This window comes from Mesorhizobium sp. M1406, from assembly GCF_040317555.1.
Lineage (GTDB): Bacteria > Pseudomonadota > Alphaproteobacteria > Rhizobiales > Rhizobiaceae > Mesorhizobium.
On the sequence record NZ_JAMYKW010000025.1, the window covers coordinates 49,797 to 68,219 of the forward strand.

Annotated in this window: 12 protein-coding genes; 2 read left to right on the top strand and 10 right to left on the bottom strand. The window is 62.4% G+C overall.

Annotated elements, in window-relative coordinates; translation table 11 throughout:
* Nucleotides 1-5 precede the first annotated feature (5 nt).
* The 4 genes from NKH03_RS20590 to NKH03_RS20605 form a co-directional block, all read right to left on the bottom strand.
* Nucleotides 6-1,625: an ABC transporter ATP-binding protein gene (locus NKH03_RS20590; protein WP_352970168.1), complete on the bottom strand. Its 1,620-nt coding sequence runs from the start codon at nt 1,623-1,625 to the stop codon at nt 6-8.
* 17 nt (nt 1,626-1,642) lie between these two features.
* On the bottom strand, nt 1,643-2,764 hold the full coding sequence (locus tag NKH03_RS20595) for an ABC transporter permease subunit (RefSeq protein ID WP_352876652.1): 1,122 nt from the start codon (nt 2,762-2,764) through the stop codon (nt 1,643-1,645).
* Nucleotides 2,757-3,680 carry an ABC transporter permease subunit gene (locus tag NKH03_RS20600; protein ID WP_352871072.1) on the bottom strand — a complete coding sequence of 308 codons (924 nt, stop codon included), beginning with the start codon at nt 3,678-3,680 and terminating at the stop codon, nt 2,757-2,759. Before NKH03_RS20600 ends, NKH03_RS20595 begins: the two co-directional genes overlap by 8 nt.
* 166 nt (nt 3,681-3,846) lie before the next feature.
* On the bottom strand, nt 3,847-5,436 hold the full coding sequence (locus NKH03_RS20605; protein WP_352876650.1) for a peptide ABC transporter substrate-binding protein: 1,590 nt from the start codon (nt 5,434-5,436) through the stop codon (nt 3,847-3,849).
* Nucleotides 5,437-5,792: 356 nt separating this feature from the next.
* Between NKH03_RS20605 and NKH03_RS20610 the strand changes: the two genes are divergently transcribed.
* Together NKH03_RS20610 and NKH03_RS20615 are read left to right on the top strand one after the other, a co-directional pair.
* A complete protein-coding gene (locus tag NKH03_RS20610) occupies nt 5,793-6,248 on the top strand; it encodes a TadE family protein (RefSeq protein WP_352871108.1) in 456 nt (151 codons plus the stop codon).
* The gene (locus NKH03_RS20615) at nt 6,249-8,003 is read left to right on the top strand and encodes a Tad domain-containing protein (protein ID WP_352970170.1); all 1,755 of its coding nucleotides are present in this window, start codon (nt 6,249-6,251) and stop codon (nt 8,001-8,003) included. It abuts the gene before it with no gap.
* A gap of 18 nt (nt 8,004-8,021) precedes the next feature.
* On the opposite strand, the gene bglA is transcribed toward NKH03_RS20615, so the two are convergent.
* The 6 genes from bglA to glgB form a co-directional block, all read right to left on the bottom strand.
* A complete protein-coding gene (gene bglA, locus NKH03_RS20620) occupies nt 8,022-9,647 on the bottom strand; it encodes a beta-galactosidase BglA (RefSeq protein WP_352970172.1) in 1,626 nt (541 codons plus the stop codon).
* Nucleotides 9,634-11,640 carry a glycogen debranching protein GlgX gene (gene glgX / locus NKH03_RS20625; protein ID WP_352871080.1) on the bottom strand — a complete coding sequence of 669 codons (2,007 nt, stop codon included), beginning with the start codon at nt 11,638-11,640 and terminating at the stop codon, nt 9,634-9,636. The genes bglA and glgX overlap by 14 nt, the downstream gene beginning before the upstream one ends.
* Nucleotides 11,641-11,758: 118 nt before the next feature.
* Nucleotides 11,759-13,387, bottom strand: a complete 1,629-nt coding sequence (locus NKH03_RS20630; RefSeq protein ID WP_352871082.1) for an alpha-D-glucose phosphate-specific phosphoglucomutase — start codon at nt 13,385-13,387, stop codon at nt 11,759-11,761.
* A 3-nt stretch (nt 13,388-13,390) separates the two neighbouring features.
* Nucleotides 13,391-14,836: a glycogen synthase GlgA gene (glgA, locus tag NKH03_RS20635; protein ID WP_352871084.1), complete on the bottom strand. Its 1,446-nt coding sequence runs from the start codon at nt 14,834-14,836 to the stop codon at nt 13,391-13,393.
* Between the two features lie 3 nt (nt 14,837-14,839).
* Complete coding sequence (glgC, locus tag NKH03_RS20640; protein WP_352871086.1) at nt 14,840-16,105, bottom strand: glucose-1-phosphate adenylyltransferase; 1,266 nt, start codon at nt 16,103-16,105, stop codon at nt 14,840-14,842.
* Nucleotides 16,106-16,155: 50 nt separating this feature from the next.
* Nucleotides 16,156-18,369 (bottom strand): 1,4-alpha-glucan branching protein GlgB, encoded by a 2,214-nt coding sequence (gene glgB / locus NKH03_RS20645; protein ID WP_352871088.1) that lies wholly within the window; start codon nt 18,367-18,369, stop codon nt 16,156-16,158.
* Nucleotides 18,370-18,423: the final 54 nt, after the last annotated feature.

Here is an 18,423-nt window from a genome sequence, read left to right on the forward strand (position 1 = left end):
CCGTCTCAGGCGCTCAACCGGAACCGCGTGACGTCGATTGCCGCGGCCATCAGCGTCTGTGTGTAGACGTGCTGCGGATTGCTGAAGATCGCCTCGGTCGGTCCTTCCTCGACGATCTTGCCCTGCTTCATGACGATGATGTAGTCGGCCATGGCGCGCACGACCGACAGATCGTGGCTGATGAAGAGGTAGGACAGCTCGTGGTCGGCCTGCAGCTTGCGCAGCAGTTCAACGATCTGTTTCTGTACCGAGCGGTCGAGTGCCGAGGTCGGTTCGTCCAGCACCACCAGCTTGGGCTTTAGGATCATGGCGCGGGCAATGGCGATGCGCTGCCGCTGGCCGCCGGAGAATTCGTGCGGGTAGCGGTTGCGGGCGTTGGGATCGAGGCCGACTTCTCGTAAGGCCTCGACCGCGCGCTGGTCGCGTTGCTTGCCCGAAAGGTTCGGCTCATGCACCAGAAGCCCTTCGGTGATGACCTGGCCGACGGTCATGCGCGGCGACAGCGAGCCGAACGGGTCCTGGAAGACGAGCTGCATCTGGCGCCGTAGCGGCCGCATCGCCCGCCGGTCGGCCTGGGAAATGTCGCGGTCGCCGAATCGGATGACACCGTCGCTCGGCAACAGCCGCAGCAAGGCGCGACCGAGCGTCGATTTGCCCGAGCCGGATTCACCGACGATGCCGATGGTCTGGTTGCGCTGCAGCCGGATCGAAATGTGATCGACGGCGCGCAGCATCAGCGGCTCGCCAGCAAGAAACCCGCCGCCGATCCTGAACGTCACTTCGACATTCCTGCCTTCGAGCAGCACCGGGGCATTGGCGGGCGGCGGCGCCTTGCTGCCGGTCGGCTCGGCCGCCAGCAGCATTTTCGTATAGGCATGCCGCGGATTGACGAAGATGGCTTCGGCCTCGCCCTCCTCCACAACCTCGCCCTGGCGCATGACGTAGACCCGGTCGGCAAAGCGACGGACGATGCCAAGATCATGGGTGATGAAGACGATCGCCATGCCGAGCTTGCGCTGCAATTCGGCCAAGAGCATCAGGATTTGCGCCTGGATGGTCACGTCGAGCGCCGTCGTCGGCTCGTCGGCGATCAGAATGTCGGGGTCGTTGGCGAGCGCCATGGCGATCATCACGCGCTGGCGCTGGCCGCCCGACATTTCGTGCGGATAGGATTTCATCCGCCGTTCGGGATCGGGAATATGCACCAGGCGCAGCAGCTTGAGCGCCTCTTCGCGCGCCTCGGCGGCATTCAAGCCCCGATGCCGGCGGATCGGTTCGGTCAGCTGGTTACCGATCGAATAGAGCGGATCGAGTGAGGTCATCGGCTCCTGGAAGATCATGCTGATCTTGCGGCCACGGACCTTGTTGAGTTCGGATTTGCTCAGAGTCAGAAGATTGCGGCCGCGATAGTCGACACTGCCTGTCGCTTCGCCATTCGATGCCAGCAGGCTCATCGCCGCCATCATCGTCTGGCTCTTGCCGGATCCGGATTCACCGACCACGGCAACGGTTTCGCCCGCGTTGACGTGGATGTTGATGCCCTTGACCGCCTCGACCGCGCCGTCGAGCGTGCGGAAGCGGACACGCAGGTCCTTGACGCTGAGGATCGTTTCGGAAGCAGCCATCTCATCGATCCCCATCTTTATCGATCTCTCGGGTCGAGCGCGTCGCGCAGGCCATCGCCGACGAAGTTCAGCGCGAACAGCGTCGAGACGAGGAAGAAGGCGGGAAACAACAGCAGCCAGTTGGCGGTGCCGATGTTCTTGGCGCCGACCGAGATCAGCACGCCCCAGCTGGTCATAGGCTCCTGCACGCCGAGCCCCAGGAACGACAGGAAGCTCTCCAGGATGATGACCTGCGGTACCAGCAGCGTCATGTAGATCACCACCGGGCCGAGCAGGTTGGGAATGACGTGGCGCAGCAGGATACCGCGCTGACCGACACCCATGGCCTCCGCCGCCTGGACATATTCCTGCCGACGGATCGACAGCGCCTGGCCACGCACGATGCGCGCCATGTCGAGCCACAACACGGCGCCGACCGCCAGGAACATCAGCACGAAGTTGCGGCCGAAGAACACCACCAGCATGATGACGAAGAAGATGAAGGGCAAGGAATAGAGCACGTCGACGATGCGCATCATCACCTCGTCGACCTTGCCGCCGGCAAAGCCGGCCGCGGCACCGTAGATCACGCCGATGACCACCGCCACGACGCCGGCAAGCAGGCCGATGGCCAGCGATATGCGCCCGGCCATTAGCGTGCGAGACAACAGATCGCGGCCGGTGTTGTCGGTGCCGAACAGGAAATATTGCTGCTTGATCGAGGCACTCATCGTCGCTTCGAGGCCGTCAGGCGACTTGCTCTCGATCTTGGTGCCGTCAAAGGCGTCGGAACGATCGAGATAGCGGATGTTGCGGTCGTCGATCGGCTTGCTCGACTTGACGGTAACGAAGACTTGGTTGCCTTCCTGCCGCCACTCCTTGATATCGACCCGCATGCGTTTGATCGCTTCGGTGAGCGCCGTCTCGATCGTGTCGGCCTTCGGATAGGCCGACAGGCTTGGCGGCGTGCGCACATAATCACCATAGATGGTCGTGTATTGATGCGGCACGAGTGAGGGGCCGACCACGCTGATGATCGCGATCAAAGCGAGATAATAGAGGCTGAACATGGCGGCGCGATTGGCCTTGAGGCGCGCCCAGGCATCGCCCCAGAGCGAGCGGCCGATGACGGCGGGAGCCGTGGCTGCGATGTCAGTCATAGCGCACCCTCGGGTCGACGACCGCGTACATGACGTCGACGATCAGGTTGAAAACGATGGTGAAGATGGCGATCACCACCACCGTCCCCATCACCAGCGTGTAGTCGCGGTTGAGCGCGGCATCGACGAAATAGCGGCCGACACCGGGAATGGAGAAGATCGTCTCGACGATGACCGAACCAGTGAGCAGAGCCGCGGCCGCCGGGCCGGTGAAGGAGACGATCGGCAGGATGGCGCCGCGCAGCGCGTGCTTGACCACCACCGACCAATCGGAGAGGCCGAGCGCGCGCGCCGTGCGGATGTGATGGGATCGTAGCGATTCGATCATCGAGCCACGCATCAGGCGGGCGACGATGGCGATCTGCGGCAGAGCGAGCGTCAGCACCGGGCCGACCTTGTTGATCAAAGCGCCATCGCCCCATCCACCGATCGGCAGCAGCTTCCAAGTCAGCCCGAACAGGAGCTGGATCACCGGCGCGATGACGAAGGTGGGGATGGTGCTGCCGGCGGTCGCCAGCGCGATCACGGCATAATCGCCAAGCTTGTTCTGGTTGAGCGCGGCAATGGTGCCGAGCACGGAACCGAACAGAAGTGCCAGGACAAGCGCCGACGCCCCGAGCTGGACCGAAATAGGCAGACCCTTGGCGAACAGTTCGGTGACGGTGAAATCCGGCATGTTGTAGCTCGGGCCGAAATTGCCGCGCAAAAGATTGCCGAGATAGTGGACAAATTGCAGCCAGAGCGGGTCGTTGAGACCGAACTGAGCTTCGAGATTGGCTCTGATCTCAGGACTCAGCCCCCGCTCCTGGTTGAACGGGCCGCCTGGCGCGACGCGCATCAGGAAAAACGCCATGGTCACGATGACGAACAGCGTCGGAATGGCGGTCAAAAGCCGCCTTAATACATATCGCAGCATCGGTGCCCCGCTTGATCCAGAGCAGCGCGCGTCCGGCTGGACGATTGCGCTCTAGTCTTCAAATCTTCGCACCGACATTGTCGAAAATCGAATCCGGTTCCCGGGCCGATGCGATGGCAAACCAGAGCCGCCGCGCATTGAGTTGCGCGGCGACCCAGCCAAGGGATCAGTCCTTGCTGATGAAGCGGGACGGATGGATGTCCATCACATTGTCGTCGAAACCATGCAGCTTCGAAGAAACGATGTCGTGGTAGCTGTAGTAGAGAAGCGGGATCTCGCCGACATCATCGACGAGGATGCGCTCGGCCTCGGCGAGTTCCTTCATGCGCTGTTCGGGTTTACCGCCGGCGGCGGCGGCCTTGTCCATCGCCGCTTCGTATTTCGGGCTGTTGTAGTTCGAATAATTGTTGCCGCTGGCCTTGCGCGAGATGCCGAGGAAGGTTTCCGGGTCCTTGTAGTCGGCGATCCAGGCGGCACGCGCCACGTCGTAGTCGCCCTTCTGCTCGAGGAACGAGTAGTGGGTCTTGGTGTCGGTGTTGAGCAGCGTGATCTCGACGCCAAGCGGCTTCAACTGTTCCTGGATGGCGACAGCGGTGTTCTTGTGGTTTTCCGAGGTGTTGTAGCGGATCTGCATCTTCAACGGATGCTCGGGTGTATAGCCGAGTTTCTCGAGGATCTTCTTGGCAGCGTCCTCGCGGTCGATCTGCGGCATGTCGGCGTATTTGGCCAGTGCCGGCGTGTAGCCCTCGATGCCCGGAGGTACCATCGAATAGCCGGGCAGCATCGAATTCTGCCAGACTTTCTCCGCCAGGAAGTCGCGATCGATCGCCATCGAGATGGCGTTGCGCAGCTCGACATTGTCCCACGGCGCTTTGTCGGTCTTGATCGCATAATAGTAGGTGCCGAGATATGGCCCGACTCGGACCTGATCGCCGAATTTGGTCTTGAGATCGGCGAGCTGTTCGGTCGGCAGGTCACCGTAACTGTCGAGTTCACCGGCCTCGAAGCGCTTCATCGCCGACGAGCGATCTTCGGTCGGGATGTAGTTGACCACGTCGAACTTGACGGTCGCGGCGTCCCAGAATTTCGGATTCTTGACCAGCTTCAGATGGTCGTTGGGGATCCACTCCGCCGCTGTAAAGGCCCCGTTGGAGACCAGCTTGCCTGCCTTGATCCAGTCGGCGCCAAGTTTTTCGATGGACGCCTTGTTAACCGGGTAGGTCGCCTGGTGGGTCAGCATCTCCAGGAAGTAAGGCGTCGGCGCCTTCAGCGTGACTTCGAGGGTATTTGCGTCAAGCGCCTTGACGCCCATCTCCTCCGGCTTGGCCTTCTTGGTGTTGACTTCCTCGGCGTTCTTCACGGGATAGAGCATGGAAGCGTATTCGGCAGCGGTGGCCGGATCTTCCAGCCGACGGAACGAATAGACGAAGTCGTCCGCCGTCACCGGGCTGCCGTCCGACCACAGGCCGTCCTTGCGCAGCTTGAAGGTGTAGACAGTGCCGTCGTCGGACACCGTCCAGCTTTCGGCGGCGCCCGGAATGAGGTTCGTCTTCTGGTCATGCATGACGAGGCCCTGGAACAGGTCGCGTATGATATCGGCTTCGTAGACCGTCGAGGTCTTGTGCGGATCGAGCGTCTCCGCTTCGGCGGCGGATCCCCTGTTATAGACGCTCTCGGCGAAAGTCGGCGTGTAGAACGTGCCGGCCAGCGCCATGGTAGTGGCGAACACAGTCGCCTTCAGCATGTTTTTCAGCATGAAGTTCTCCCTGTCGGCGCTGCCGTCGGCGCGCCTTTACGTGTTGACGCCCCGGAGCCGATATCTGACCCCTTTGAGCGCGCCGCCGGTTCCCTTCCTGCGGCTGGTGTCCAGACACTAACGCGGAGAATTTTTATTTCAACAGACTCTCTGGGTCACCCAAAGTAAGGCGGGATGAAAGCTATGCCGTGGCAGCCGAAATCAGAAGCTTGACTTGGTTTCCTCACGTCGACCCCATTTATCACAAGGAATCTATCGCCGCGTCCGTTTGACGGAATGTGTTAATGCGTTCTTAAGCAACCACCGGTTACATTGCGACTACTTCCTATATGGTTCGATCTCCAACGTCGATGGCCATGAGTAACAGAGCAAGTAAATTGCCCAATATCCGTCAAATAAGGTACAAATTTCAAGAAAATTCCGGAACTTCGGCGGTTGAATTCGCCTTGCTCTCTCCGATCTTCATTCTTCTTCTGCTCGGAATGGTTGCATATGGTATATATTTCGGCGCCGCCAACTCGATCCAGCAGATCGCGGCGGATGCAGCCCGCACGGCGATTGCCGGGCTGAACCAGACCGAGCGCCAGACGCTGGTAGCCAGCTTCGTCACCAACAATGCCGGCGGATATCCCTTCGTGGATGTCAGCAAGTTGACCTACCAGGCCAACGACAGCACGGCCGATGGAAGCCAGTTCGTGGTGTCCATCCAGTACGATGCGCGCAATCTGCCGATCTGGAATCTCTTCCCAGGCATCGCGATGCCAGGGACTACAATCACGCGCCAGTCAACGATAAGGGTCGGGGGCATCTGAATGTTGCCGCACGCTTGCAAGGAGATCGGCCGGCTGGCACGGCTGATGCTGGGTGACAGAAAAGCGAATTTTGCCGTGATGACGGCGCTCATGGCGCCGGTCGGGCTTGCGCTGGCTGCCGTCGCCATCGACGAAGCCTCGATCTACACGGAGCGTCGCGAAGCACAGGCAATGGTGGACTTGGCCGCGATCACCGCCGCCTCGAACATCACAAAGATCGACACCGCGGTCGTGACCACGCTGACCGACAACGGCATGCCAGGGGTTGTCGTTCAAGGCTCGGGACAGACGATCGCACCGGCCGTCGGCAAAACCGTCGTGTCGGTCACACCGGGGCGATACGCGGCATCGGGCGCCAATGTGAGCCAGCGCTTCCAGGCCAACTTGACACCCTACAATGCCGTCCGCGTAACCCTGAAGAAGATCCCCGCCCGCTATTTCGCGAGTTCGCTGATCCCCACTCCCGTCATCGGCACGGAAGCCACCGCCAGCATGACGCCGCAGGCGACGTTCTCGGTCGGGTCGAGACTTGCCAGCGTCAATGGCGGCATGCTCAACGCGCTTCTGAGCGGACTTCTCGGCGGCAACATTTCGCTCAGCGTCATGGACTACAACGGGTTGATCTCGGCCGATGTCAGCGTCCTCTCCTTCATAAGTGCCCTTGCCACGCAAGTGAACGTGACCGGCGGTACCTATACGGATGTGCTGGCCTCCAAGGCGACCGTCGGCCAGATCGCTACCGCCATGGCCAATGTGCCCGGACTTGGCAACACGGCCAAGGTAGCCCTGCAGACGATCGCGTCCAAGTCGACCAGCACGGTCAAGATCCCGCTCAGCCATCTGATCGATCTCGGCCCTGGCGGCAGTCTGGCCCTTGGGCAAAAGCCGGCCGGCCTTGGCGTAGACGCCAATGCCATGGGAATGCTCATGGCCTCCGCCGGACTGGCGAACGGTTCGAAGCAGATCGACCTCGGTCTCAGCACCGGCATTCCGGGGGTGCTCTCGAGTACGCTCGCCGTCGCCGTCGGCGAACCGCCGCAATCCTCGCCATGGCTGGCAGTCGGCCAGCTAGGCACCATCGTGCGGACGGCCCAGACCCGCATCAAGCTGGTGGCGAAGATCGGCGCCGGCAACAGCAATGTCGGCGGCGGCATTAGCCTGGTGTCGGTCAGTCTGCCTCTGCATCTGGAAGTCGCCTACGCCGAGGCCAAGCTCACGGACATAAGCTGTCCGACAGGCCCTGACAGTATCAAGGTCAGCATCGCCACACGTCCCGGTATTGTCGAAGGGCATCTCGGCGACAGCAGCAGCGCCGGCTTTGCCGATTTCACCAACGAGGAGACATTCTCCGACACCGAAATCGCGAGAGTGAGTCTTCTGATCATCCCTGCACTGTCGGTGGTGGGCTCAGCGGCGTTTGAGATGGCCAACAACACGCCGACGACGTTGACTTTCAACAAGACCGAGATCGACGCAAAGACGATAAAGACCGCTTACACACAAAACCTGACACAATCCTTGACCACGTCGCTGGTCAGCAAACTGTCGCTGACGGCCAATTTGCTGGGTCTGCCGCTGGATCTCAACACCTTTCTCGGCTTCGTGAGGCCGCCGTTGGTGGCTCTTCTAAACAGCGTGGCGGCCCCCGTCGACACGTTGCTTACCAGTCTGCTCGGAATCCTTGGCGTGCGCCTCGGCGAGGCCGATGTCCGTGTCACCGGCGCGACCTGCGGACGCTCGGTTCTCGTCCAATAAGACGGCCGAAGCGCCAAATCAGTCGAGGCGGCCAAGGAAACATCCAAGCGCGGGCAACGAAAGCTCGGCCTCTTCTACGACAGCTGTATCGCCGTCAAGCCTCGCGACCGCTCCGATATCGGGCGGCAACGGCCAATTCGCTGATTCCCCTGCGAAATTGAAGACACAGAGCAGTCTTTCACCGCCGCCTTCGCGGATGAACGCAAGCACGTCACCCTCAGCGTCCAGAAAGCGGATCGAGCCTGCTACCAGCGCCTCATGCGCCCTGCGCAACGCCAGGGCGACCCGATAGGATGTCAGCACGGAGGCTGTGTCGGCATTCTGGACGTCGACCGCGCGGGCGCGATGGCTGGCCGGTATCGGCAGCCACGGCTTGGCCGTCGAGAAGCCCGCATTGTCGGCGCCGGCCTCCCAAACCATCGGCGTGCGGCACCCATCCCTACCCTTGACGCCCGGCCAGAAGCGGATGCCGACGGGGTCGCGCAGATCCTCATAGGCAAGCTCCGCCTCCTCCAGGCCGAGTTCCTCGCCCTCATAGAGGCAGATCGAGCCGCGCAGGCAGGACAGCAGCATGATCGAGAATCTCGCGATCGCGTCGGGATCGCTGCCCGGCCTTGTCCAGCGGCTGATATGGCGCACCACATCATGGTTGGAGAACGCCCAGCAGACCCAGCCATCGGAAACGGCCGTCTCGAAGGCTTCGACGCAGCCGCGCACATGCGCCGCGGAGAACCGTGGGCCAAGCAGATCGAAGGTGTAGCACATATGGAGCGTGTCGCCGCCGGATGTGTAGGCGGCGAGCGTCTGCAATGAGCGGCCCTCATCGCCGATCTCGCCGACAGCGGCGCGGTCCTCATACGCGTCGAGCAGCGCCCTGAAGCGGCGCAGGAACGCCAGGTTTTCCGGCTGCGTCTTGTCGAACAGATGCTCCTGGTAGAGGTAGGTATTGGTCTCCGTATTCGTGCCCGCGACACTTGATGCCAAGGGTGGATTGCTGCGCAGCCAGCGGTCGTGGACATAGTAATTGACCGTATCGAGCCGGAAGCCGTCGACGCCACGATCGAGCCAGAACCGCACCGTTTCCAGAAGCGCGTCCTGAACCTCCGGATTGTGGAAATTCAGATCCGGCTGCGAGGCGAGGAAATTGTGCATGTAATATTGCCGGCGGGTCGAATCCCATTCCCAGGCCGGGCCACCGAAGACGGAGAGCCAGTTGTTGGGCGCGCCGCCGTCGGGCTTGGCATCGGCCCAGACATACCAGTCGGACTTGGGATTATCGCGGCTCGCTCGGCTTTCGACGAACCAGTCGTGCTTGTCGGATGAATGCGACAGCACCTGATCGATGATGATCCTCAGGCCGAGACGATGCGCCTCGGCGACCAGCGCATCGAAATCCTCAAGCGTGCCGAACATCGGATCGACATCGCGGTAATCCGACACGTCGTAGCCCATGTCGGCCATCGGCGACTTGAAGAAGGGCGACAGCCAGACAGCGTCGACACCAAGCGAGGCGACATGAGCGAGCCTTGAGGTAATTCCGCTGAGGTCGCCGCTGCCGTCGCCGGTCGTGTCCTGGAACGAGCGTGGATAGATCTGGTAGATGACGCAGCCGCGCCACCATCCGGCCTTGTCAGCTGCCGCCATTGCGCTTTTTCCTTGTGCCGGCCTGTATGCGTTCGATCATGAAGATCACCGTCCGCCCCGATACCGGCCGCGAGATGTCCGCCGCATCGACGACGGCGGTCCAGAAAAACCCTTCACGTTCAGGCAGCGTGACCATGCAGGCGCGGCGATCGCCGTTGATGATGACGGCAACACGGCACTCGCCATCGCCGTCGCCACCCAGGATCATGACAAGGCGGTGCCGCCGCGGATCCCGCCAACTCTGTTCATCGATCGGCGCGCCTGTCTCGGTCAGCCATGCGACGTCGGGCATCTCCGAGCCTGCCGGTGGCTGGCCCGTGAGGAAGCCTGTGTCGGAAAGCGCTGATATCGCGCGGCGCAACGTCGAGAGCAGCGCCGTGTGGCGCTCCAGCGCCTGGTCGCGGCCTGCCCAGTCGAGCCAGGTGATCTCGTTGTCCTGCGCATAGGCGTTGTTGTTGCCCTGCTGGGTGCGGCCGAATTCGTCGCCAGCCGTCAGCATGATGGTGCTGCGCGAGGCGAACAGCGTGGCGAGCAGCGCGTGCTGGTCGTTCCGACGAGCCTCGGCCACCGCCGGGTCGTCCGCATCTCCTTCCACGCCGTTGTTCCAGGATAGGTTCTCATTGTGGCCGTCGCGATTCTGCTCGCCATTGGCCTCGTTGTGCTTGCGCTCGTAGCGCACGATGTCGGCCAGCGTCATGCCGTCATGGGCGGCGATGAAGTTGACCGTGCGGCTGACGTTTTGCCCCTTCGCGGCAAACACATCGGACGAGCCGGCAAGCCGGGTCGCCAGGGCGCCGGCCATGCCGGCGTCACCGCGCCAGAAGCGTCTGACATCGTCGCGGTACTTGTCGTTCCATTCGAGGAAAGGCGGCGGAAAATTGCCGAGCTGATAGCCTTCCGGACCGATGTCCCAGGGCTCGGCGATCAGCACGCGATCGGCCAGCACGGCGTCCTCTCGCATCGCCCTCAGCAGTGGCGCCTCGGCATCGAATGTTCCTTCGACACGGCCAAGAACAGGCGCCAGGTCGAAGCGGAAGCCATCGACGCCGGCATCCCGGACAAAATGGCGAAGCGTGTCGAGGACCATTTCCCGGACGACCGGGTGGTCGCAAGCGACCGTGTTACCGGTGCCGGTGTCGTTGGCCAGCCTGCCGTCAGGCGTGTGCCGGTAATAGGCTTGGTTGTCGAAGCCGCGCAGCGACAGCGTGGGGCCAAGCCTGTCGCTCTCGCCCGTATGGTTGAAGACGAGGTCGAGAATGACGCCGATGCCGGCCTGGCGCAGCACGGCGACCGTGTTGCGCAATTCCGCAAGGCCGCCCGGCGCCAGGCGCGGATCGAGTGCCATGAACGTCACGGGATTGTAACCCCAGGCATTGCGCAGCCCGAGCGGCGGCAAATGCCGCTCATCGATCGACGCCGTCACCGGCATCAGTTCGACCGCGCCAACGCCGAGTTTTTTCAGGTGCTCGACAACCGCGGGGTGAGCTAGAGCCGCGACCGTACCGCGCAATTTTTCCGGAATGTCCGGATGCAGCGCGGTGAAGGCGCGCACCGGCACTTCGTAGATCAGGCCACCGGGCTGAAAGAGCGGCGGCGTGGCCTGCACGGGCTTGGGCAAGGCGGCGGCAATCGCTTTCGGCATCAGCTGCGCGGTATCGGCCCCCTCACCCCGGCGCTGGGCCAGCCGCCAGTCATACGCGTAGGACCTGTCGATCTCGATGGCGTAAGGATCGGTCAGCAGCTTAGCGGGGTCGAACCACAGCCCGCGCTCCGGCGCGTAGTCACCATCGGCGCGGAACCCGTAGCGGGTGCCGGGGCCAAGGCCCGCGACAAACAGCGCATGCACGCCCTCGCCTTCCGGCCGCAGCTCAAGCCGTTCGATTTCCCGGTTGCCCCGCTCATCGAAGACCGAGATCCAGAGCCGTCTGGCGGCTTGCGACCAGGCGGCAAAGCGGATGCCGTCACGGGTGACGGTGGCGCCGAGCGTACTCATGCGGCGGCCTCCAGCGCTTGCTGGGAGAGTCGCGAACAGGTGCACCCTTCTCCCACAAGGGGAGAAGGGGGAGCCTCGCGACGCAGGCGGAACTCAAGCGGCCGGCTATCCGCCTGCGTCAAGTAATCACGCTCGGCTTGGCGCGGCCGGTATGGCTGCGAATCCCGGCAATATCATCGGCCGCGGCAATCAGATCGGCAAGTGCGGCCTGCGTATCGAGATCGTGTCTCGATTTGTCCGGCTCATAGCGCTCGATATAGACGCGCAACGTCGCGCCCGACGTGCCGGTGCCGGAAAGCCGGAAGACGACGCGCGAACCGCCTTCGAACATAACCCTGATGCCCTGGTGCTCGCTGGTCGAACCATCGACCGGGTCGTGATAGGCAAAATCGTCGGCGCTGACGATTGTCATGCCGCGCACGCTAGTTCCCGGCAGCGCGCCGAGTTTGGCACGGAGTTCATCGACCAGCGCGTTGGCGCGGTCGCTCTCGACCTCTTCATAATCGTGCCGCGAATAGTAATTGCGACCGTAGGTCGCCCAGTGCTCGGTGACGATCTGCTTGCAGCTTTCGCCGCGCGCGGCAAGGATGTTGAGCCACAGCAGCACCGCCCACAGGCCGTCCTTTTCGCGGACATGGTTGGAGCCGGTGCCGGCGCTCTCCTCACCGCAAATCGTCGCCATGTCTGCGTCGAGCAGATTGCCGAAGAACTTCCAGCCGGTCGGCGTCTCGTAGATGCCGATGCCGAGTTTTTCGGCAACGCGATCCGCCGCGCCACTGGTCGGCATCGAGCGGGCTATGCCCTTCAGCCCGGCTTTGTAGCCGGGCGCCAGGCGGGCGTTGGCGGCAAGCATGGCGACGGAATCCGACGGGGTGACGAAAATGCCCTTGCCTATGATCAGATTGCGGTCGCCGTCACCATCCGAGGCGGCGCCGAAATCCGGTGCATCCGGCCCCATCATTTCGTCATAGAGGTGTTTGGCATGGACGAGGTTGGGGTCCGGGTGGTGGCCGCCGAAATCCGGCAACGGCTTGAAGTTGCGGCAGGTGCCATTGGGCGCACCCAGCCGGTTTTCCAGGATCTCCTTGGCATAGGGGCCGGTCACGGCGTGCATGGCGTCGAAGCGCATGCGGAAGCCGGACTTGAACAGTTTGCGCAATGCGTCGAAATCGAACAGGCTTTCCATCAACTCGGCATAGTCGGCGACCGGGTCGATGATCTCGACTGCCATGCCGGCGGCCTCGACCGTGCCGATCGTGTCGATGTCGATCGGATCGATATCGGCGGTTCTGAAGTTCGAGATGGTCTTGGTCTTGGCGAACATCGCGTCGGTCAGCTTTTCCGGCGCCGGGCCGCCATTGCCGGCATTGTACTTGATGCCGAAATCCTCGTGCGGGCCGCCCGGATTGTGGCTGGCTGAAAGGATGATGCCGCCAAAGGTCTTGTATTTGCGGATGACATGGGAAGCGGCCGGCGTCGACAGGATGCCGCCTTGCCCGACCATCACCTTGCCGAAGCCGTTTGCGGCCGCCATGGCGATGGCCTTCTGGATGACCTCGCGGTTGTAGAAGCGGCCATCGCCGCCGATCACCAGGGTCTTGCCCTTGAAACCATCGAGCGCGTCGAAGATCGACTGGATGAAGTTCTCGGCATAGTGCTCCTGCTGGAACACCGGCACCTTCTTGCGCAAGCCCGACGTGCCGGGCTTCTGATCGGAATAGGGTTTGGTGGGGACGGTGCGTATCATGCTTCAGGAAACCCTTTTCGTAAGCAGCGAGCGATAGAGTTCAAAATATTTTTCCGCGCTTTTGTCCCATGACACATCGGCTTTCATGCCTTGGCGCTGCAACGATTCCCAGACCAGCGGACTGGCATGGGCGTCGACCAGGCGGCGGATGGCGTGCAGCAAGGTGCCGCCATTGTTGGGCGCGAACTGGAAGCCGGTGGCGACACCGGCTGAAATGGCGGCCTCGTTGGCGTCGATGACCGTATCGGCCAGGCCGCCGGTGCGGGCGACCACCGGCACGCAGCCATAGCGCAGTCCGTAAAGCTGTGTCAGGCCGCAGGGTTCGAAGCGCGAGGGAATGACGATGGCGTCGCAGCCGCCTTGCATGATGTGCGACAGTCCCTCGTCATAGCCGACCACGACCCCGATACGGCCGCGATGCCTGGCCGCGGCCGCAAGCAGCGCGCCTTCGAGGCCGGCATCGCCCGAGCCCAGAATGGCCAGGCGCGCGCCGGTCGCAACGATGCCATCGATCGCTGTCGCCAAGATATCCATGCCCTTTTGCCAGGTCAGGCGGCTGACGACGCAGACGATCGGACTGTCGTCGCGCTCAAGGCTGAAGCGGTCTTCCACGGCAGCCCTGTTGGGGGCGCGCGCCTTCAGCGTGCCGGCCGTATAGGTGGACACCAGATGCTTGTCGGTTTCGGGATCCCATATCCCGGTATCGATGCCGTTGACGATGCCATGGAGATCGCTGGAGCGCATGTTGATGAGGCCGTCGAGACCCATGCCGAATTCCGCCGAGCGAATCTCCTGCGCATAGGTTGGACTGACGGTGGTGATTGCCCAGGCCGCCTGCAGACCGGCTTTGAGGAAGCCGACGCCACCGTAATATTCGACGCCATCGAGCGCCATCGCCGCCGCCGGCAAGCCGAGCTCACCAAAGATGCCGGCGCCGAACTGGCCCTGGAAGGCGAGGTTATGGACAGTCATCATCGATGGCACGCCGACCGCCTTGCCGTAGCGCATATAGGCCAGCGTCATCGCCGACTGCCAGTCATGGGCATGGACGATGTCGGGCTGGTAGCCCGAGATGGCGCCACCGGCGATGTCGCTGCCAACCTGGCTCAGCGCCGCGAAGCGCCGCCAGTTGTCGGGCCAATCGACACCGGTCGCATTGCCATAAGGGCCGCCGGGACGGTCGAACAGATGCGGCGCGTCGAGCACGAACAGTTCGAGCCCGGCGAGTTGAACGGAGTGGACGGAGGCCTTGCCGCCCTGCAGCAAGGGATATTGCAGAACCGCCTTCCTTTTCTTGAAGGCGGCCATGACGGTCGGAAAACCGGGAATGAGCGTGCGCATGGTCACGCCCTTGGCCGCCAGCGCGATGGGCAGCGCGCCGGTCACGTCGGCAAGCCCACCGGTCTTTATCAGAGGGAAAATCTCGGGCGTGACCGACAGAACCTGCATGCACTAGAGCCCTAGTTTGTCGATCATGTCCTGGGTGACCAGGCAAATGCCCTTTTCCGAAACCCGAAAACGCTTGGCGTCGAGAACGGGATCTTCGCCGATCACCAGCCCTTCCGGTATCCTAACACCATGGTCGATGACCACGCGCTTCAACTTTGCGTTCCGGCCGACATGAACGTCGGGCAGCATGACGACTTCTTCCAGCGTCGAATAGGAATTGATGCGCGCACCGGTGAAGATCAGGCTTCGTTTCAGCGAGGCCCCCGAAACGATGCAATCGCCCGAAACCAGCGAGGACACCGCCGAACCGCGGCGGCCATCCTCGTCATGCACGAACTTTGCCGGCGGCTTCAATTCGGCATAAGTCCAGATCGGCCAGTCGCGGTCGTAGAGGTCGAGTTCCGGCGTTATATCGGTCAGGTCGATATTGGCTTCCCAATAGGCGTCGACCGTTCCGACGTCGCGCCAGTAGGCTTCGTTCTCGGCGGTCGAACGGACGCAGGACTTGGCGAAGCGGTGGGCGATCGCCTTACCGTGCTGGACGATATAGGGGATGATATCCTTGCCGAAGTCGCGGCTCGAGCCCGGCTCGGCGGCATCGCGGCGCAACTGCTCCATCAGGAAATTGGTCTTGAAGACATAGATGCCCATCGAGGCCAAAGCGAACTCCGGCTTGTCTGGAATGCCGGGCGGGTCGGCGGGCTTTTCGACGAAAGCAATGATGTTATCCTTGCCGTCGACATGCATGACGCCGAAGCCGGTGGCTTCCATGCGCGGCACTTCGAGGCAGCCGACGGTGACATCGGCATTGGCGTCGACATGCTGGCGAAGCATCAGTTCGTAGTCCATCTTGTAGATGTGGTCGCCGGCCAGGATCACCATGTATTCAGGGCCGTAGGCCTCGATGATGTCTATGTTCTGATAGACAGCGTCGGCCGTGCCCTCATACCACTGCGTTTCCGAGACGCGCTGGCTGGCCGGCAGGATGTCGAAACTCTCATTTCGCTCGGGCCGCAGGAAGTTCCAGCCACGTTGCAGATGGCGGATCAGCGAATGCGCCTTGTACTGGGTGGCGACGCCAAGGCGGCGAATGCCGGAGTTGAGCGCGTTGGAAAGCGCGAAGTCGATGATGCGCGTCTTACCGCCGAAATAGACGGCCGGCTTGGCGCGCCGGTCGGTCAGTTCCTTGAGGCGGCTGCCACGGCCGCCGGCCAACACATAGGCCATGGCATCGCGCGCCAACGGCTGGGTCCGTTTCAAGTCTGCCATTTCTACCCTCCCAAGTTACTCAGTCTCGACTTACTCGACCTCGACATGGCTCAGTCGGCCACGAGTTCAAGCATGATCGTCGACAGCGGTGGCAAAAGCATCGTCGCGGAGATGCCTCCACTCTCCGCCCGTGCCTCGACCGTGCCGGCATTGCCCTTGCCGGAACCGCCATATTCCGAAGCGTCGGTATTGATGATTTCGCGCCATTTGCCGGCCGTCGGTAACGGCACGCGATAGTTGTCGCGCGGGACCGGCGTGAAATTGGAAATGACGGCCACCGGGCTGCCCCCCGGTGCGCTGCGCAGCCAGGCGAAAACCGAATTCTGGCTGTCGTCGACGATCAGCCAGGAAAACCCTTCCGGCTCGCAATCGCGGCCATGCAGCGCCGGGCGCGAACGGTAGAGATAGTTGAGATCGCGCACCGTCTGCCAGACGCCGCGATGCGGGCGGAACTCAAGCAAGTTCCAGTCCAGCGCGCGCGCCTCGCTCCATTCGCGGCGCTGCGCGAACTCCTGCCCCATGAACAGCAACTTCTTGCCGGGATAACCCCACATGAAGGCGTAGTAGGCACGTAGCGTCGCGAATTTCTGCCAGTCGTCACCGGCCATCTTGCCAAGCAGCGTGCCTTTGCCGTGCACGACCTCGTCATGCGAGAGCGGCAGCACGAAATTTTCCGAAAAAGCATAGGTCAGGCCGAAGGTGAGATCATTGTGGTGGTGCTTGCGGAAGATCGGCTCCTTGGAGAAATACTCCAGCGTGTCGTGCATGAAGCCCATGTTCCACTTGAAGCCGAAGCCCAGCCCACCTTCATGCACGGGTGCGGAGACCTTCGGCCATGAGGTCGATTCCTCGGCGATGGTCATGACGCCGGGATGGTGACCGTAGACCTCTTTGTTCATCTTCTGCAGGAAGCTGACCGCCTCGAGGTTCTCGCGGCCGCCCTTCTCGTTGGGGATCCATTCGCCGGCCTTGCGCGAATAGTCGAGGTAGAGCATCGAGGCGACCGCATCGACGCGCAAACCATCGACATGGTATTTCTCGGCCCAGAACAGCGCATTGTTGACGAGGAAGGACACCACCTCGCGGCGGCCGAAATTATAGATCGCGGTGTTCCAGTCGGGATGAAAACCCTTGCGCGGATCGGCATGCTCATAAAGCGCGGTGCCATCGAAATTGGCCAGGCCATGCGCGTCGACCGGGAAATGCGCCGGCACCCAGTCGAGGATGACACCGACGCCGGCGCGATGGGCGCCGTCGACGAAACGGGCAAAGCCGTCCGGGTCGCCGAAGCGGGCCGACGGTGCGTAGAGGCCGGTCGTCTGATAGCCCCAGGATGGGTCATAGGGGTGTTCGGAGATCGGCATGAATTCGATATGGGTGAAGCCGGTCTCGACCACATAGGGGATCAGCCGGTCGGCCAGTTCGTCCCATGACAGGAACGAACCGTCGTCGCGAAGCTGCCAGGAACCGGCATGGACTTCATAGATCGAGATTGCTTCGCGCCGGTGATCGGCATTGCGCCAGAAATGGCGATGCGCCTCATCCCCCCACTCATGCGCCGGTGGCACGGCTACGACCGAAGCGGTGGCCGGCCGCAATTCGGATTTGAAGGCGAACGGATCGGCCTTCAGCGGGAGTCTCACGCCATCGGGGCCGATGATCTCGTATTTGTAGGGTCGTCCGGCACCGATGTCGGGTACGAACAGTTCCCAGATGCCGGTGTCGCGGCGATCGCGCATCGTGTGCCGGCGGCCGTCCCATTCGTTGAAGTCGCCGACCACCGAGACGCGTCGTGCATTGGGAGCCCAGACGGCGAAATGCACGCCGGAAGCGCCTTCGTGGTCAATGACATGAGCACCGAGCTTGTCGAACAGCCTGAGGTGCGAGCCTTGGGCGATGTAATAGTCGTCCATCGGGCCAAGCACCGGACCGAACGAATAGGGATCGGTCAGCCACCAGTCGCCGCCGGCATTGCGCGCGTGATAGCGCAGGGGCTGGCGCTTCTTGATCGAGAGCTTGCCTTCGAAAAACCCGCCATCGTCGCGCCTGGACAGTTCACCGGCGATGATGCCGGTCAGCGTGTAGGCGGTGACGAATTCGGCGTTCGGAACAAAGCAGCGGGCCACAAAACCCTTGCCAGCCTCGTGAACACCGAGAACGGCAAACGGGTCGCCATGCGTGCCGGCAACAATCGCCGCGACATCGCTGGCTGGCGCCAGTCCGTCCGGCCCGCTTGTCGCAGCGGTCGCGCGCGGCTTCTTCATCAGGCAGCGTCCCTCCCCGGGCACCGAGTGTTTGTTTCTAGTGGTGTGATCCGA

Bases quoted from the DNA above. Each gene is read 5' to 3' on its own strand.
- glgA (WP_352871084.1), bottom strand. From the start codon at position 14,836: ATGCAGGTTCTGTCGGTCACGCCCGAGATTTTCCCTCTGATAAAGACC.
- NKH03_RS20605 (WP_352876650.1), bottom strand. From the start codon at position 5,436: ATGCTGAAAAACATGCTGAAGGCGACTGTGTTCGCCACTACCATGGCG.
- glgX (WP_352871080.1), bottom strand. From the start codon at position 11,640: ATGAGTACGCTCGGCGCCACCGTCACCCGTGACGGCATCCGCTTTGCC.
- NKH03_RS20615 (WP_352970170.1), top strand. From the start codon at position 6,249: ATGTTGCCGCACGCTTGCAAGGAGATCGGCCGGCTGGCACGGCTGATG.
- NKH03_RS20595 (WP_352876652.1), bottom strand. From the start codon at position 2,764: ATGACTGACATCGCAGCCACGGCTCCCGCCGTCATCGGCCGCTCGCTC.
- NKH03_RS20600 (WP_352871072.1), bottom strand. From the start codon at position 3,680: ATGCTGCGATATGTATTAAGGCGGCTTTTGACCGCCATTCCGACGCTG.
- glgB (WP_352871088.1), bottom strand. From the start codon at position 18,369: ATGAAGAAGCCGCGCGCGACCGCTGCGACAAGCGGGCCGGACGGACTG.
- glgC (WP_352871086.1), bottom strand. From the start codon at position 16,105: ATGGCAGACTTGAAACGGACCCAGCCGTTGGCGCGCGATGCCATGGCC.
- NKH03_RS20590 (WP_352970168.1), bottom strand. From the start codon at position 1,625: ATGGCTGCTTCCGAAACGATCCTCAGCGTCAAGGACCTGCGTGTCCGC.
- bglA (WP_352970172.1), bottom strand. From the start codon at position 9,647: ATGGCGGCAGCTGACAAGGCCGGATGGTGGCGCGGCTGCGTCATCTAC.
- NKH03_RS20610 (WP_352871108.1), top strand. From the start codon at position 5,793: ATGAGTAACAGAGCAAGTAAATTGCCCAATATCCGTCAAATAAGGTAC.
- NKH03_RS20630 (WP_352871082.1), bottom strand. From the start codon at position 13,387: ATGATACGCACCGTCCCCACCAAACCCTATTCCGATCAGAAGCCCGGC.